General features: G+C 38.6%; 15 protein-coding genes. All 15 read right to left on the reverse strand.

Annotation, left to right across the window (positions count from 1 at the left end):
• Positions 1–55: 55 nt before the first annotated feature.
• Positions 56–2,626: a selenium-dependent xanthine dehydrogenase gene (gene xdh, locus A5866_RS04860; protein WP_086444213.1), complete on the reverse strand. Its 2,571-nt coding sequence runs from the start codon at positions 2,624–2,626 to the stop codon at positions 56–58.
• Positions 2,627–2,735: 109 nt separating this feature from the next.
• Positions 2,736–3,488 carry an acyl-CoA dehydratase activase gene (locus A5866_RS04865; RefSeq protein WP_086444212.1) on the reverse strand — a complete coding sequence of 251 codons (753 nt, stop codon included), beginning with the start codon at positions 3,486–3,488 and terminating at the stop codon, positions 2,736–2,738.
• A complete protein-coding gene (locus A5866_RS04870) occupies positions 3,485–4,654 on the reverse strand; it encodes a double-cubane-cluster-containing anaerobic reductase (protein ID WP_086444211.1) in 1,170 nt (389 codons plus the stop codon). Before A5866_RS04870 ends, A5866_RS04865 begins: the two co-directional genes overlap by 4 nt.
• A 26-nt stretch (positions 4,655–4,680) precedes the next feature.
• The gene (locus A5866_RS04875) at positions 4,681–5,793 is read right to left on the reverse strand and encodes an ABC transporter substrate-binding protein (RefSeq protein WP_086444210.1); all 1,113 of its coding nucleotides are present in this window, start codon (positions 5,791–5,793) and stop codon (positions 4,681–4,683) included.
• A gap of 30 nt (positions 5,794–5,823) precedes the next feature.
• Positions 5,824–6,591 carry an ABC transporter ATP-binding protein gene (locus A5866_RS04880; protein WP_086444209.1) on the reverse strand — a complete coding sequence of 256 codons (768 nt, stop codon included), beginning with the start codon at positions 6,589–6,591 and terminating at the stop codon, positions 5,824–5,826.
• A gap of 12 nt (positions 6,592–6,603) precedes the next feature.
• Positions 6,604–7,635, reverse strand: coding sequence for a FecCD family ABC transporter permease (locus A5866_RS04885; protein ID WP_086444208.1), 1,032 nt, complete (start codon positions 7,633–7,635; stop codon positions 6,604–6,606).
• Positions 7,636–7,659: 24 nt separating this feature from the next.
• Entirely contained in the window at positions 7,660–8,679 is a 1,020-nt protein-coding gene (gene xdhC, locus A5866_RS04890) for a xanthine dehydrogenase accessory protein XdhC (RefSeq protein ID WP_086444207.1), read from the reverse strand.
• Positions 8,676–9,062: a winged helix-turn-helix domain-containing protein gene (locus A5866_RS04895; protein ID WP_086444206.1), complete on the reverse strand. Its 387-nt coding sequence runs from the start codon at positions 9,060–9,062 to the stop codon at positions 8,676–8,678. Before A5866_RS04895 ends, xdhC begins: the two co-directional genes overlap by 4 nt.
• A gap of 51 nt (positions 9,063–9,113) precedes the next feature.
• A complete protein-coding gene (locus A5866_RS04900) occupies positions 9,114–9,701 on the reverse strand; it encodes a nucleoside-triphosphatase (protein WP_086279063.1) in 588 nt (195 codons plus the stop codon).
• A gap of 107 nt (positions 9,702–9,808) precedes the next feature.
• On the reverse strand, positions 9,809–11,128 hold the full coding sequence (locus A5866_RS04905; protein ID WP_086444205.1) for a nucleobase:cation symporter-2 family protein: 1,320 nt from the start codon (positions 11,126–11,128) through the stop codon (positions 9,809–9,811).
• Positions 11,129–11,228: 100 nt separating this feature from the next.
• Positions 11,229–11,609 (reverse strand): Rid family detoxifying hydrolase, encoded by a 381-nt coding sequence (locus tag A5866_RS04910; RefSeq protein ID WP_086444204.1) that lies wholly within the window; start codon positions 11,607–11,609, stop codon positions 11,229–11,231.
• A 34-nt stretch (positions 11,610–11,643) separates the two neighbouring features.
• Complete coding sequence (gene arcC / locus A5866_RS04915; RefSeq protein WP_086444203.1) at positions 11,644–12,582, reverse strand: carbamate kinase; 939 nt, start codon at positions 12,580–12,582, stop codon at positions 11,644–11,646.
• A 313-nt stretch (positions 12,583–12,895) separates the two neighbouring features.
• Positions 12,896–14,089 carry a knotted carbamoyltransferase YgeW gene (gene ygeW, locus A5866_RS04920; RefSeq protein WP_086444202.1) on the reverse strand — a complete coding sequence of 398 codons (1,194 nt, stop codon included), beginning with the start codon at positions 14,087–14,089 and terminating at the stop codon, positions 12,896–12,898.
• 116 nt (positions 14,090–14,205) lie between these two features.
• A complete protein-coding gene (locus A5866_RS04925; RefSeq protein ID WP_086279058.1) occupies positions 14,206–15,522 on the reverse strand; it encodes a YgeY family selenium metabolism-linked hydrolase in 1,317 nt (438 codons plus the stop codon).
• A gap of 5 nt (positions 15,523–15,527) precedes the next feature.
• A complete protein-coding gene (gene dpaL, locus A5866_RS04930) occupies positions 15,528–16,721 on the reverse strand; it encodes a diaminopropionate ammonia-lyase (RefSeq protein ID WP_086444201.1) in 1,194 nt (397 codons plus the stop codon).
• Positions 16,722–16,757: the final 36 nt, after the last annotated feature.

Below are 16,757 nucleotides of genomic sequence, written 5' to 3' on the forward strand. Positions count from 1 at the left end.
TGCGTTTTTTGCGCTTTTGTGTATCGTTTTTTCAGCACCTCACAGAATCATTCAGTTATTTCTTTTGATAAAAAGTATCTTCCATAGGTAATGTGGATCTTAGTTTTCCATCAAGTGCATAGTAAGCACCAGCCAAAGCTGGTGCGGTCGGGATCGTTGCTAATTCTCCCACACCTTTGATTCCATAAGCCAAGCCATCATGAATATTGTCCGCTTGAACTAAAATTGTTTCGATTGGTGGCACTTGAGCAGCATTTAGCAAGCCTAGCGTAGCGTATTTTGCTTTGACATAACCATCTTCCATGACAAATTTCTCGGTCAATGCGTAACCCATCCCCATTACGATCCCACCTTCGATTTGCCCTTCTGCTGCCTTAGGATTGACGACTTGCCCCATGTCATATGCTGCCACAAATTTTTCGACTTTGCCTTTTTCATCTAAAATCGCAACTTCTGCTGCATAACCATAGCCTGCATGACTAACAGGACTCTTCTTATCGTTGATCAAAGGATCTGTTTTAGCTGAATATTCTCCGTAAAACTCTTGTCCTTCTAAATCAGACAACGCACGCCCCATATCAAGCTCATAACGTAATTGCATCGCTGCTCTTCTGGTCGCTTCACCTGTAAACAAAGATTGGCGAGAGGCTGTTGTCGTACCGGAATCTGGTGTTCGGCGCGTATCTGGCGCTTCAGCAATAATCATTTCTGGCGGTAGATCCAAGGTTTCACATGCGACTTGAGTTGTCACCGTTGCCATCCCTTGTCCAATACAAGCCGCACTAGTTCTAACATGAACCTTACCGTCTTCAACAGAAACAATACAACGACCAACATCTGATAATCCAACGCCGATCCCGCTATTTTTAAAGAAACAAGAAATTCCAGCAATTTCAGCGTTTTCATAGGCATCTTTAACAGCCAGTAACGTTTCTTTCAATGCGGCATTTTTTGAAACTAATTGACCATTTGGCAAAGAATCTCCAGGTTCTGCTGCATTTTTATAGCGAATATCCCATTGAGAAATACCGACTTTTTCCGCTAATAGATTAAGATTACTTTCAATTGCAAAAGCTGTTTGGCAAACCCCAAAACCTCTGAAAGCACCAGCTGGTGGATTATTTGTATACACAGCATAACCTTCGACATCAATATCTTGGTATTTATAGGGACCAGCCGCATGTGTGCATGCTCGTTGAAGAACAGGCCCGCCTAAAGAAGCATAGGCTCCCGTATCTGCATAAATGACAGCTTTCATAGCCGTTAGATTTCCTTGTGCATCACAACCTGTGGTGAAGTCCATTTCCATGCCATGACGTTTTGGATGAATCATTAGGCTTTCTTGTCGGCTAAGTAAAACTTTGACTGGTTTTTGTAAACACCAAGCCGCAAGAGCAGCATGATGTTGCACGCTCATATCTTCTTTTCCGCCAAAACCGCCGCCGACTAATTTCGCTTGAACATGAATATTTTCCTTTTCCACCCCTAACATACGAGCAACTTCTCGTTGTTCATCATAGATACTTTGACCTGCACTATATAGTAAAATACCATCCTCACCTTCAGGCATTGCAATGGCACATTCAGGTTCCATAAATGCATGTTCATTGATCGGAACTGAATAATGTTGGGTTACAACATATTCAGATGAAGCCAACTGCTCATCCGCATTACCACGAATAAGATGTTCATGAGATAAAATATTGCCTTTTTCATGAATCAATGGTGCATCTTCTACTAATGCGGCCTCACATGAAGTTATTGGTGTCAGTTCTTCATAAGTGATTTCTACTAATTCTTTGATTTCCTCTAAAGCTTCTCTTGTTGTAGAAACAACCAAGGCAATCGCATCACCAACATAACGTGTGGTATCCCCAACTGATATCATAACGTCCCAATCAGAGATAAATTCCAAATGACCGATTTTATTGTTTCCAGGAACATCTTTTGCTGTCAGCACTGTAACACATTCTGGATGCTCAACAGCTTTACTTATATCGATTTTTAAAACCTTCGCTCTTGGATAGGCACTGCGGACAGCTGATGCATGAAGCATTCCTTCAATTGTGATGTCATCTACATATTGTCCTGTTCCTAAGGTTTTTTCAACAGCATCTACTCGTTTGAAGTCTTCTCCTAATTTTCCATTTGACTGCTCTTCTGGAATGCTCAATTTTTCACGAAACATTTTAGCTGCTAATTGAATTGCTTCAACAATTTTGACATAACCTGTACAGCGGCAGATATTCCCACGAATTGCTTTGCGAACGTCTTCATCACTAGGTTCGGCTTTTTTGTTCAATAATCCGTGAGCTGAAATAACAATCCCTGGAATACAATAACCGCATTGAACAGCGCCAGTCTTAGCAAAAGCATAGGCATAAACATCTTTTTGATGTTGGTCCAAGCCTTCGATCGTGACAATTTCTTTTCCATCTACCTTTTCTAAGCTAAATAAACACGCTTTGGAAACCCTTCCATTTAATAATACTGAACAAGCGCCACAAGAACCTTGATTACAACCATCTTTTGTCCCAGTCAACCTTAAATCTTCACGAAGAAAGTCCATTAACTTTTTATTCGTGTCACAGGTTTCTGTCTTACCATTTACAACTAATGAATACATTTTTTCTTTACACCTCAATTTCTGTTATAATTATAGCTTTTTATCACTATGATTATACCATAAAATTTTAGTCTAAAAATTATTATTTAGCAAAAAAAATATTTTTTATTCACTTTTGTTGAATACCGATCAATGCAGCCCCAATCGAGCCTGCGTATTGAGATAGTTCTTGATCATAGTATACTTCTTTTTGAGTATATTCAGCAACTAAATCTACAACTTTCTTACTATGAGACAAACCGCCAGAAAAAAAAATCGGACCTTGATCAGGATTAATCTGTCGATGTTGATTACTAATACGAGCCGCGATCGAATGCAAGACTCCTAAAGCGATATTTTCTCTTTTTTCGCCTTTTCCAATCAAGCTAATGACTTCTGATTCTGCGAATACGGTGCACATGCTATTGATTTTTACTGGCTCAGCTAAGGCCACAAAGGGATCAATCAGATCGATCCTTTCCCCTAAGGTCCGCATTAATACTTCTACAAAGCGTCCTGTTCCAGCGGCACATTTGTCATTCATGTTAAAATCTAAGACATGCCCATCAGTGTCCATCCTGATCACCTTACTATCTTGCCCACCGATATCGATCACATTTTGAATTCCAGGACTTAGATATGATGCTCCTTTAGCATGACAAGTGATTTCCGTAACTGCTTTATCGGCTTTTAACAGTTTGCGACCATAGCCAGTCGTAATCAATTTACAGGGTTCATTTCCACTTAGTTTTGTCACAACTTCTGCAGCTGCTTGTTTGGGATCACCTGAAGTTAGTACCAAGTATTTTTTCACCAGATTGTTTTGTTCAAAGAGAACACCTTTCGTTGTCGTCGATCCACTATCAAGACCAATTACTTTCATGATGAGCGCGCCTCTAACATTTCGATAAAGGCTGTCACTCGAGTATTGATTTGCTCGATATCTGCCGTAGAATAGTCTGTTTCTAAATATAAATACGGTACATTTTTTTCAGATTGGCAAAAACGCCGAACCTTCAATGCTTCGATCGAATATGGATGGCAGGATTGTAGCACCATATCTAAAACCCCATCAGCTTGATAGTCATCGATCATTTGGCTTAATAAATCAAAACGACTGGTATTATTAGACATACAGGCACAACCAATATCGATATATTTCTCTGCTAAGGCTTCATAAACGTCTTCATTCTCTTCATCGACTAGCCGTTCAACAGCCTTGGCTACTGTACAATTTTCAAATCCTACGATGGTTCCACCATTTTCTTCGACTGCACGAATCACTTTTTCCGTTACACCCCCCATTGGTGAACCAGTGATTAAAATTCTAGGTTTTCCATTAGGCTGATGGTTTTCGGAATATTGTACGATGATTTTTGCAGTTGTATCCTCTAATTTTTGGATCAGACTTTCCTTTTCAAAAGTATAATTTGCGCCATACATCACTTTAAAAATTTCTGAGCCTTCAATTGCAGGCGGATTTAGTTTCCCAAGTCCATAAAACTTTTTTCTAGCTGCTCGCTCTCTATTTTTTAGACGAACCGCTTTTTGAATGCGTTCTTCTGTAATCTCCACATCAAGAAATGACTCTAATTTTTCTTTAAAACGAATGATTTCATCTTTCCATAAGCCAAACGCTGCCTCTGAATTTCGTGCGTTTGGTAAGTTCATTAAATACAGTGGTTTGAATTCTTCCATGTATTCATACATCTTTTTCTTTCCATCACAAGTTGTTTCCCCTACAACTAAATCGGAAAAATAGAAAAATGGGCATTTATCAGTTTTCCCAAAACCATAACTGGATTTGATCAACGGACAAAGATTTCTAGGTAGATCCTCTTCTGCAGCTGAAATCGTTTCATCTGACGTCGAACAGAGGCTAATTTGGACAGCATCAGCTGCTAAGACGATTTCTTCTGGCATGAAAGTACAATACACACCAACAACCGGTACTCCTTGTTCTTTTAGTTCTTTTACTTGAATAAAACCTTGACGTCTAGCATCATCGAACTCCGCAACTATTTCTGGTAATTCTGTTTTGATTTGCATAAAATCCCTCCCGTTATTTTGTCTCTTTATTGTGCATTTGTCAGAATCATTTTGACTTGTTCTGCTGTCGGTTCAACATGGTAGAATAGCTTGTAAAACTCGTTAACTGTCTCTTCCATATTTAGTTTGTATTGTTCAGGGTAAACTAACGCCCCTAACCACTGAATGCCAATGATCCGATTGACAGACGGCGGTGAACTAATGAAGTTATAGGGTGCAGTTGGCACTTGATAAACCTTGCCAGCTTTGACCGCTGTTAATTCTTGCCATGACTCATCAGTTTTGATTTGATCATAGACAGCTTTTGTCTCAGCTAAAATATAATCTGGCTGCCATTGAACTAGCTGTTCCATCGAAATAACGGTTCCGCCACCTTTTGACACAACATCAACACCTGTTGCCGCATTTTTTGCGCCAATCTCATCAATCACTTGAGCATGAAATGAGCCTTCAGCATTTGTGTTTAGTCCAGCATTTCCGGCTGCATAATAGATACTTTTTTGCTCTGATTCTTTTAGTGAAGATCGAACACTATCAGCTTTTTCTATGACCTGTTGACAATAGGAACCAAGTTTTTCTGTTGTTTGTGTGTTTCCTAATAATTCACCTAATTTCTGGTAGGTTTCTGGCATATTTTTTAAATTTGCTTCAATGAAAAGCGTGGGAATATTGATTTGCTCTTGCAATTTGTCCATATCTTCTTTCACTGTTTTTTTAGCCTCACCGATATCGATAATGACATCTGGTTCAGCAGCACTCAAGGCTTCCATATTTAAGCTAGCGTTTTTTCCGTAAAATTGTCCAAATTCCGGTAATTTCTGATATTTTATATCAATAAACTCTTTAGCCTCTGACGAAAAAGGGCTGGCTAAACCAACAAGTAGATCAGGGGAGCTAGTATACAATACGATTTGAGCCAGTGGTCCAGAAGGGGCTATTTTATTGATCTGTGTTGGGATGATTACCTCACGCCCAGCAGAATCAAGAAAAATGCGTGTCCCATCTGACTGTTTGTTTTCGGAACTAATAGCTGTTTGCGTTTTTTCAGTTTCATTGGTTTTTTTTTCGTTAGTAGTGCAACCAATAATTGTAACTAGTGCTAATCCTAATACTAAAAGCAAATTTATCTTTCTTTTCATTAAAATTCTATCCTTTCTGTTTCAATCGATTTATTTTTTTGTTGGCAAACAGATTCTTTTTCCAGTTGAAGCTATTGTATGTACAGTGATCGGTACACGATAAATGGCCTCTAACTGTTGGCTCGTTAAAATCGTTTTGGGTATTCCTTGTAATAGTTGACCCTCTTGTAAAACTAAGACATAGTCAGCATATTGAAGTGCGTGATTAGGATCATGGGTCGATTGAATAATCAAATAACCTTGCGCTGCTAGTGTTTGAATCATTTCTAAAACCATTATCTGATTGCCGTAATCAAGATTAGCACAAGGCTCATCCATAATAATGATTTTACTTTGCTGAGCCACTGAACGAGCAATGATCACAAGTTGTTGCTCTCCTCCACTTATTTCTGAAAAAATACGATTCTTTAAATGCGTGATATTGAGTGCGACTAAGGCCGCTTCCGCCAACTCATTTTCAACTGTTCCAGGTTGCTGATAATTTTTTAATCTAGCAGTTGTACCCATTAAGACCATTTCAAACACAGTAAAATGAAAAATACCTCGTTGTTTTTGCGGAATATATGAAATCAACTTAGAAAGCTCGTTTCTTGAGCACTGTTGAATCGAACGATCATTGATTTTAACACTTCCCAAACTTGGCTCCAACACTCTTAGCAAACATTTAAACAACGTACTTTTCCCCACACCATTTTTTCCTAATAAACAAACCGATTGTCCATAATCTAATGTAAATGAAATGTCATTCAATATTTTTTGCTGTTTATAGGCAAATGCTAAATCAATAACTTCAAGCATTGAAATTCCTCCTCACTGTCTAACTGAACGATTATTTTTAGCAATCAATAAAAGAAAAATCGGCGCACCAATAAATGAAGTTAAAATCCCGATCGGTATCTCACTAGTTGTAATCAAGCGTGAAAAATCATCTACAAATAACAGAAAAGTACCGCCTAATATAGCAGTCATCGGAATACTATAGCGATAATCATTGCCAACTAACATCCTTGAAAAATGCGGTACAACCAACCCTACCCAACCAATCAGTCCGCTAACCGATACTGCACTTGCTGTAATCAAGGTCGCAGCCAGAATCAAAATCACGCGTAAAACACGACTGTTTACTCCTAAACTCAACGCTTCTTCTTCTCCTAGAGAAATCACATTTAAGCGCCAACGTAATAAAAAAATGGGCATCATCCCTACTAAAATCAAAGGGGCCGCAAATACAACATTTTGCTTATTGATCGAAGATAAGCTGCCCATTAACCAATAGGTGATTGCCGGCAAAGTATTGGTCGGATCCCCTACCAATTTCAAAAAGGAAACAGCTGAAGAAAAAAGTGAGCCAATCATCATACCAATCAAAACCATGTTTAAAACCGAATCAGTGCGCAAAAAACGACTCATTAAAAGAACCGCACCTACACCTAATAATCCAAAAATAAAAGACAACGAAATCACCTGTTCATAGGCCAATGAAAAAAACAATCCCATAGCCGCACCAAAAGCTGCACCTTGTGAAGCACCTAAAATATCTTGTGAGATCATTGGATTTTGAAACAAAGCTTGATAAGTTGCCCCAGCTACAGAAATACCGCCACCTATCACCACTGCCATAATAATTCTAGGAAAACGAATCTTAAACAAAATCGTCTCAACTTGACTGCTCCAGGTTTGCTCTAAAGGGATTATTTTATTCAAAACAACCTTAAAAAAATCGTCCATCGCAATCGGAAACTTCCCTAAAAAAAAGGAAATTATAAAGACGAGTAGAAAAAGCAAGACGGAAGCTAAAAGAATGATTTTTTTCTGTTTCGTTGTCGACTGTTTGTTTTCCACTAAATTCACCCCTATTGTTGACCGCTATCCCTTTGGTCTTTCCGCCCTTTTTTCAATCAACTCACCGGCAACACTAATTGCCAGTTCAGCTGGTGTTTCTGATTTTATTTTTAGGCCGATCGGCATATTGATTCGTTCAATGTCTTTCATTGAAAATCCGCTTTCTTTTAATTTTTTGACTTGGACAGCAATTTTTTGCTTACTGCCCATGACACCGATGTAATGTGCTGGAGTTTCTAATAACTGCTTAGCTATTAGAAAATCAAATTGATGGCCTCGTGTCATCACGATGGCATAATCTGCCTCTGTAATTTGGATCGATGCGGCAAGATTACCCAAATCAACGACCATTCTCTGATCGGCATCTGGAAAAACTGCTTCGGTTAAAAATTGTTCCCGATCATCTAAAACAACACAATAAAATTCTACTGTTTTTAAAATAGGAACTAACGCCTGAGCAACATGACCAGCACCAAAAACGTAAACTTTTCCAAGTTGCAACAATGCTTCCACTGAATAAATCCGTTCATTCAGTTTTACTTCTGATAAACCAACTTTAAACTTCTCCTCTTTTAATTTAGCTGGTATATTTCCGATTAATCCTGTTTCTACGCTATACACTCCAAAACCATTTTCTCTTTCAGCATTGATTTCAGTGATCAGCCAACATTGCTGATTACGGTTAAAATGCTGGATAACCTCTTCGCAAATGGCTTGAACAGAAGCATCTTGCCAACTAAGATATTGAAAAAACAGCGCCACATTCCCCCCACAAATCATACCCAGATCGACAACATCATTGGGTGCTAAAATAAAGGTCTCTGCTCGAGATCGTTGTGCTTTCAGAACCTCTTTCGCAATTTTTTCTGCGCGAAACTCTACTGCGCCACCACCAATCGTGCCATTTATCCGACCAGATTTATCAACTAGCATACGAGCACCAGCAGCTCTAGGTGTCGATCCTGAACTTTCAGTAACCGTAACTAAAACCGTATCTTCTCTTTGTTTGATTGCTTCATTTATTCGTAGAAAAAGTTCTTTCATTCTCTTTCCTCCAACTCTACTGATTCTAAATCTAATTCATCACTAAAAATCTCTGCAAAATACTGATTGGTGATTTGATACGTTTTCTTTTGAAAAAGCAAAAACTTTGCTGTTAATTTTTTTCCTTGGCTCGTTACGGTGGAACCACCGCCATTATTCCCACCTACACTTTTATTGACTAGAGGATAACCTAGTTCTTCCTCAGCTTTTTGGATCATCCGCCAAGCTTTGTTATAAGACATGCGCATCTGTTTAGCAGCAGTATTTAGTGAGCCTGTTTGAGAAATCCGTTGGAGTAGTTCAACAACGCCAGGCCCAAAAAAAATGCGATTTGTCCGCAATTTCAAATTGAGCGTATAATTAAAGGCTTCTTGCTCCGTCATTACAAAACCTCCTTTCGTTATACTCTAAAAAGATAACGACCATCAAAAAAATTATCTCTTTAAAAATTCAGACAGTTGCATTTTGATTTCAGCAAAATTATGTTCATTTAATGCTAAAATCTGTCCTTCATTTTTGAGAATAGTTTGTTTTAGCTGTGCTCGTTGTCTTCCTATCTCTAACTTTTCAATTGTATGCTTCTTTTGTCTTTGATAATTTACATCTGACTTAAACACCCCAACTATTTTTTGCGGTTGTTGAATCATTGTTAAAAGCTCGTTTGTGAAGCTTTGTGATAGTAATTCGATCCCACCGATTTCATCTAATAAAATAAGATCAGCTGAATAGGTTTTCGCTTCTTCTAATAAAAACTTGCCCCATGTTTCAAACACTTGCAGGTTTCTCGTTCGTTTGCCGTTTTCAGTTTGAATAAAACAATGTTCGTCAATCGGCTCTAAATTGGCTTCTTTTTGAAGTAATTCTTTTGCAGCTCTCAGTTCAAAACCAACAATCTGACCTTGTTCACCAATTCTGCGTTTCACATAAAAACCACTGATAGATTTCCCAGTAGCTCTGATTACCTCTTGTAATAATGTGGACTTTCCGACGAATTTGTCTCCTTCTAGAAAAAAATTCTTCATTCTGCATTTTCCTTTACTAAATCGCTGTCTTCATAAAAACAATGCAAAAGACAAATCAGCTTATTCATTTATCTTTTGCATCTTTTTTAAGGAGAAAATCTTCATAGTTATTCGATCGCTAGTTGCTTCTCCTCTTTAAGTAAAACATTTAAAACAACTGCAACGATCGTTGTCAAAATAACTTCTGAGTTACCAAAAATAGTCGTTACCCAAGGTGGAAATCCACTTAAACAACCAACTGATAACGTTACTCCGATACCAAAAGCTAACGCAATTCCCACAACCCCCGTATTTCTAGGAGTTAATTCTTGCGTTGCGATCATCCGAACGCCAGTCATTGAAATTGACGCAAACACAGATACCGTTGCACCACCAATCACAGCATAAGGAATTGTCGTCAAAATCGATGCGACTTTTGGAACAAAGCCTGCCACCAGTAGAATAACAGAGGCAAAAACCATTACATATTTATTAATTACTCTAGTCACCGTAACTAATCCTACGTTTTGACCAAATGTTGCAACGGGTACAGAACCAAAGAAGCTGCCAATAAAATTGGAGAAACCGCTTCCTATAATCCCGCCAGAAAGCTCCTGATCCGTTGGTTCCCGATCCATTGCTCCAACTGTTGTGGCAGTGAACTGCCCGATTGCTTGAACTGCATCAACGATAAACATTACTACTAAAGTTAAAATCGGTACGATTTGAAAATCTAAACCAAAGTATAGCGGTGTGATCATTTGAAAAACAGAAGCTTCCTTGACTGGAGCAAAATTGACCATTCCTAAAATCAATGAAACAACATACCCGATAATCATCCCATTTAGAATAGAGGATAGCTTAAGAAACCCTTTTGAAAAATAGTTAAAATAAAAAACCACTGCAAAAGTTAGTAATGCCACTAGCCAATTTTGAGCTGAGCCAAAATCTGGGCTGCCAGCTCCCCCAGCCATGTATTTGATTGCGACAGGAAATAGCGATAATCCAATACTTAAGATGACCGTACCAGTAACGAGCGGCGGAAACAATATTCGGATTTTTTTGATAGAGAGTCCAACTAAAATAACTAAAATACTGCCAACCAGCTGAGCACCAAAAATTGCGGCAATCCCAAAGTCTCCGCCAATGGCCATTAAAATCGGTACATAAGCAAAACTCGCACCCATCATAACAGGTAACCTAGAGCCGACTTTTCCAAAAATCGGAAAAAGCTGAATCAGAGTTGCTACGGCAGAGAAAATCAGTGACGTTTGAATCATGATCGTCGTATCTCCAGAACTTAGATTGCAGACTTTAGCAATCATAATTCCAGGTGTGACGATCCCAACTACTGCTGCTACTACGTGCTGTAAGCCCATTGGAACAGCTTCTTTGATTGATAACTTGGCATCATAATCAAACAATGCCTTTTCTTCTTTTTCACTCATAGGCAAGTTTCCTTCTTTACTTTTTATTTTAAAAAGGACTGCACTTATCCGAGTATTGAAATCCGCAACCCTTTTTCTTGAATCAGAAACTTCTCAGAAATTAATTTTTAACTGCAATTGCTTCAACTTCAAAAAGTCCATTCTTTGGTAATTCACATACTTCTACACAAGAACGAGCGGGAAGTGTCTTCGAGAAATATTTACCATAAATGTCATTGATTTTTTCAAAATCTGACATGTTTTTTAGAAATACAGTTGTTTTTACAACATTATCATAAGTCATATCTGTTTCTTTTAAGATGGCACCTAAATTGATTAATGCTTGTTCTGCTTGTTGCTCAACAGTTTCCTTCATTTCACCACTAACAGGATCTAATCCCAATTGGCCAGAGATATACTGTGTCTGGCCCGCTAAAACTGAGTGGGAATAAGGTCCTACAGCTGCCGGTGCATTTGTTGAATTTACCATTTTGTTTGTCATCAACTCACTCCTTCTCCTACGTATTTTGCTTCATTTATTGCTCAATGATCGTGCCTGTTTTCCCAACAATTCCGTCTTTGGCTTTTTCTAATAAGGTAATCAATGTTTTACGACCCGGTTTTGATTCAGCAAATTGAATTGCCGCTTCCACTTTTGGCAACATTGAACCTGGTGCAAACTGTCCGTCTGCTGCATGTTTTTTCATTTCGCTTGTAGATACTTGACTCAATTCCTTTTGCGTTGGTTTTCCAAAATCGATACAGACTTTTTCTACGGCTGTCAAAATGATCAGTAGATCAGCATCCACCATTTCAGCTAATAGTTCGCTACAGAAATCTTTATCGATTACAGCTGCAGCTCCACTTAAATGATTGCCGGACTTCACAACTGGAATACCACCACCACCACAAGCAATCACGGTTTGACCTGAATCAATCAGAGACGTAATCGTTTTGATTTCAACGATTTCTTTTGGTTTTGGTGATGCCACAACTTGACGATAGCCTCGCCCTGAATCTTCAACGACTGTCACTTGTTTTTCTTTCACAAGCGTATCTGCTTCTTCTTTTGACATAAAGCGACCAATCGGTTTAGCAGGATGAGCAAATGCTGGATCTTTCGGATCGACAGCTACTTGTGTGATCACAGTTCCAACCGGTTGCTCTAAGTTACGGCTCAATAATTCTTCCCGTAAAGCATTTTGCAAATCATAGCCGATATAGCTTTGGCTCATCGCCACACAAACGGATAGTGGAATCGTCGGATATTTGCTTGGATCACTTAATGAAAGTTCTTCCATCGCTAACTGGATCATCCCAACTTGAGGACCATTACCATGAGACAAAATCACTTCGTATCCTGCCTCGATCAAATCTGCAATGGCTTTAGATGTTTCTTGTACTGCCGTCATTTGTTCTGTTAAGTTATCACCTAATGCGTTTCCGCCAAGTGCAACCACAACTCTTTTTACCATTCAGCCATTCACCTCGTGTTCTGTTTTATAATGATTCGTTTAATTGATTATTTTAAAAGTAAGATGCTTTCTCTTAATAAATCACATCAATGATTGTTAAGTAAAAACTGAATTTTGCATGAAGTTGTCAGAATCTGTGGACAGCAGATTCGTTTTAAGACAGTTTTATCCTTAACTGATAGTATTCATAAATGGACTTGGAAAGGTCTTAAAATCAGTTCATTTTTTTTTGAAAAGAGAACAAATTATTATACTTACGACTATCATCATCAATAAAGAAAGCATCTCACTTCATGCCTAGTTCAATAAAGCGTTATTTGACTTCTCTTGGAGTTGCTTTTTTCTCAAGTTCTTTTAATGTTGCTTGCGGGCTTTTTACTTTGCTTAAGAAAATCATAGCCGCAATTATATATGGTTTGTAGCTTGCTTCTTTGTACAGTTCCACACGATAACGATCAAAGACAGAAGCCTCAACTTCACCTTCCTCACAGCTGACACCAGTGATATCGGCAGGTAAGCAGTGCATGTATAATGCTTTACCATCTTTTGTTGTCTTCATTAGTTCTTCTGTACATTCCCAATCTTTATGATTGGTGTTTTGAGCAAGTAGTTCTTTTTCTAATTTATCGATACCAGCTTGATCGCCTTCACCATATAATTGTGTCCGTTTTTCCATAGCAGCAAAGGGAGCCCAGCTCTTAGGATACACAACATCGGCATCTTTAAATGCTTCTGCCATACTGTTTGTTTTAGTAAATGAACCGCCAGCTTCCGCTGCATTTTTCTTCGCAACTTCTTCAACTTCTGGCATGATTTCATAGCCTTCTGGATGAGCTAAAACAACATCCATACCAAGACGTGTCATCAAACCTACGATTCCTTGAGGAACAGATAATGGTTTACCATATGAAGGTGAATAAGCCCAAGTCATCGCAATTTTTTTACCTTTCAAGTTTTCGACACCGCCGAATTCATGGATCAAATGCAAAGCATCTGCCATCGCTTGAGTTGGATGATCGATATCGCATTGCAAGTTGACTAATGTTGGACGTTGTTCTAATACGCCATCTTTGTGCCCTTCTTGTACGGATTCAGAAACCTCACGCATATACGTATTTCCTTTACCGATATACATATCATCACGAATCCCGATAATATCAGCCATAAATGAAATCATGTTCGCTGTTTCACGAACCGTTTCTCCGTGAGAAATTTGGCTTTTTCCTTCATCTAAATCTTGAACTTCTAGCCCTAAAAGGTTACAAGCTGAAGCAAAACTAAAACGAGTTCTTGTTGAATTATCACGGAATAATGAAATACCTAAACCGCTATCGAAGATTTTTGTTGAAATATTATTTTCACGTAAATAACGTAAAGTATCAGCTACTGTAAAAACAGCTTCTAATTCATCACGGGTTTTTTCCCATGTTAAGAAAAAGTCGTTTTCATACATTTTATCAAATTCTAATTTGTCCAATTTTGCAATATAATCGTTAAAAGTTTCCATGTCATTTCTCCCTTAAAGTTTATTAATACGATACCTACGATACAAATGACCTTTACTCATTCGCATCGCGGTTCGTTTTCCCTTTGATCATTCACTATAACTAGTCAAAATAATGATTAGTTATTTTCGCAATAGACAGTTGGTAATGCGGCATAAACAGCTGCACAGCGAACTAAATCATCTTTCCAAGTTTTTTCATTTGGTGCATGTGCTTGTGCTTCAGCACCTGGTCCAAAGCCAATACAAGGAATGCCGTTGCGACCCATGATCGATACTCCGTTTGTTGAGAATGTCCATTTGTCTAACAACGGACGAGCTTTACGCATGTCGATCGTTTCTTTTGATCCCTTACGTTCTTCACCATAAAGATTTCTGTGTGTTTCCATCAAGGCTTTTGTTACGCCATGTTCTTCTGGAATTACCCAAGTTGGGAAATAACATTCGATTGGATAAGTCAATCCAGTGTATGAAGGACGATCATAATCATACATTGAAACAACTACATCTTCGCCATATTTTTTAACAGCAGGTAATTGACGGATTTCTTCTAAACAGCTTTCCCAAGTTTCGCCAGCTGTCATTCGGCGGTCTAATGACACTGTACAACCATCCGCTACCGCACAACGACTTGGTGATGAATGGAAGATTTGTGAAGCTGTAACAGTTCCTTTGCCTAAGAAACGTGCTTCTTTCCATTCAGGATTGTATTTTTCATCAAGCATACGTACTAAGCCTCTAATAACAGTACTTTCGGTATCCCCATTATTGTTTAAGGCACGAACATCTTGTAAAATGTCGGCCATTTTGTAAATCGCATTATCGCCACGTTCTGGAGCTGATCCGTGACATGAAACACCTTTGACTTCTACTTTGATTTCCATCCGGCCACGTTGACCACGATAAATTCCGCCATCTGTTGGTTCAGTTGACACAACGAATTCAGGACGGATGCCGTCTTCTTTGATGATGTATTGCCAGCATAACCCATCACAATCTTCTTCTTGAACAGTAACTGTTACTAATGCTGTATATTTTTCGGTTAATAGTCCCAAATCTTTCATAATTTTGGCACCATAAATAGCTGAAACAATTCCGCCTTCTTGGTCAGAAGTACCACGTCCGCCAATTTCAGTATCTGTTTCATACCCATCATATGGATTAAATTTCCAGTTACTCATTTCACCGATACCAACAGTATCCATATGACCGTCAAATGCGATCAATTTTTTCCCTGTTCCCATATAACCTAGTAAATTACCTTGAGGATCTACTTCGATTTTATCAAAACCTAAATTTGTCATTTCGGCTTTCGCACGATCCATTTTAGCGCCTTCTTCAGCACTTTCTCCTGGAATTTTAACTAAATCACGTAAAAACTTGATCATGTCCTTTCTGTAACCTTCTGCTGCTTTGTTAATTTCATTGAAATCCATTTATATTACCTCCATAAGATTTTTTTATAGTTATCTGGATCTGTGTCGCCTTCTGTTGAGAACATTAGAACCCTTGAATTTTCGTCTAGTTCTAACGTATCACGTAATTCTTTATATTCGGGATCTTGCATCGCGGTTGCTACTAAGCCCATTGCGACAGCACCTGATTCTCCTGAAATAACTTGAGGATCACCTTTTAATGGCGCTCCAAGCATTCTCATACCTTTTTCTGAAACCCAGTCAGGCGCTGAAACAAAGACTGATGTATGATTTTCTAAAATATCGAATGAAATCGTATTTGGTTCACCACAAGCAAGTCCTGCCATGATGGTTTGCAAATCGCCCTCAACAAAATGAATCTTGCCGTCTTTTTCGATTGCTGATTTATATAAACAATCTGCTACTTGCGCTTCGACTACGATCATTTTAGGTGGATTATCAGGATAAAGATTAGCAAAATAGCCAACAACTGCTCCGGCTAAACTACCCACACCCGCTTGTACAAACACATGTGTTGGCCGCTTGTTTCCAGCTTCTGCTAATTGCTTAGAAGCTTCTAATGCCATCGTGCCATATCCTTGCATGATCCAAGTTGGAATTTTTTCATAACCATCCCAAGCAGTATCTTGTACCATGATACCGTTTTCAGTTTCTTCTGCCATCTTGTTAGCCATCCGCACACATTCGTCGTAATTGACTTCTTCAATGGTCACCTTAGCGCCTTCTTTTTCAATATTTTCTTTTCGGGTTTGCGTTGAGCCTTTAGGCATCAAAACAACTGATTTCTGTGCCAATTTATTTGCCGCCCAAGCAACGCCGCGTCCATGATTTCCATCAGTCGCAGTGAAGAAAGTTGCTTGCCCAAATTCTTCCCTTAGTTTATTGGACGTTAAAACATCATACGTCAAATCTGCTACGTCTTTCCCCAGTTTTTCTGCAATATAGTTTACCATAGCGAACGAGCCGCCGAGCACTTTGAAGGCATTTAATCCAAAACGATAGGATTCATCCTTAACAAAAAAATCCTTTAATCCTAAATGTTGAGCCATCTGTTTTAATTCAGCCAATGGCGTCTGATTGTATTGAGGGAAACTACGATGAAAAGCTAAGGCTTTTTCGATTGCTTCCTTTGACATCAGTGATAAATACTGATCATCTGTTTTGGGCATTTCATTTGCCGTCCATTTTATTTTTTCCAAAAAGTTTTCCCCTCCATCTATTTATTTAAATCAACA

This window comes from Enterococcus sp. 12C11_DIV0727 (assembly GCF_002148425.2).
In the GTDB taxonomy this organism is placed as follows: Bacteria; Bacillota; Bacilli; order Lactobacillales; family Enterococcaceae; genus Enterococcus_L; species Enterococcus_L lemimoniae.

Excerpts from the sequence above, each read along its gene's own strand:
- xdh (WP_086444213.1), bottom strand. The coding sequence starts at position 2,626 with ATGTATTCATTAGTTGTAAATGGTAAGACAGAAACCTGTGACACGAAT.
- A5866_RS04865 (WP_086444212.1), bottom strand. The coding sequence starts at position 3,488 with ATGAAAGTAATTGGTCTTGATAGTGGATCGACGACAACGAAAGGTGTT.
- A5866_RS04870 (WP_086444211.1), bottom strand. The coding sequence starts at position 4,654 with ATGCAAATCAAAACAGAATTACCAGAAATAGTTGCGGAGTTCGATGAT.
- A5866_RS04875 (WP_086444210.1), bottom strand. The coding sequence starts at position 5,793 with ATGAAAAGAAAGATAAATTTGCTTTTAGTATTAGGATTAGCACTAGTT.
- A5866_RS04880 (WP_086444209.1), bottom strand. The coding sequence starts at position 6,591 with ATGCTTGAAGTTATTGATTTAGCATTTGCCTATAAACAGCAAAAAATA.
- xdhC (WP_086444207.1), bottom strand. The coding sequence starts at position 8,679 with ATGAAAGAACTTTTTCTACGAATAAATGAAGCAATCAAACAAAGAGAA.
- A5866_RS04895 (WP_086444206.1), bottom strand. The coding sequence starts at position 9,062 with ATGACGGAGCAAGAAGCCTTTAATTATACGCTCAATTTGAAATTGCGG.
- A5866_RS04900 (WP_086279063.1), bottom strand. The coding sequence starts at position 9,701 with ATGAAGAATTTTTTTCTAGAAGGAGACAAATTCGTCGGAAAGTCCACA.
- A5866_RS04905 (WP_086444205.1), bottom strand. The coding sequence starts at position 11,128 with ATGAGTGAAAAAGAAGAAAAGGCATTGTTTGATTATGATGCCAAGTTA.
- A5866_RS04910 (WP_086444204.1), bottom strand. The coding sequence starts at position 11,609 with ATGACAAACAAAATGGTAAATTCAACAAATGCACCGGCAGCTGTAGGA.
- arcC (WP_086444203.1), bottom strand. The coding sequence starts at position 12,582 with ATGGTAAAAAGAGTTGTGGTTGCACTTGGCGGAAACGCATTAGGTGAT.
- ygeW (WP_086444202.1), bottom strand. The coding sequence starts at position 14,089 with ATGGAAACTTTTAACGATTATATTGCAAAATTGGACAAATTAGAATTT.
- A5866_RS04925 (WP_086279058.1), bottom strand. The coding sequence starts at position 15,522 with ATGGATTTCAATGAAATTAACAAAGCAGCAGAAGGTTACAGAAAGGAC.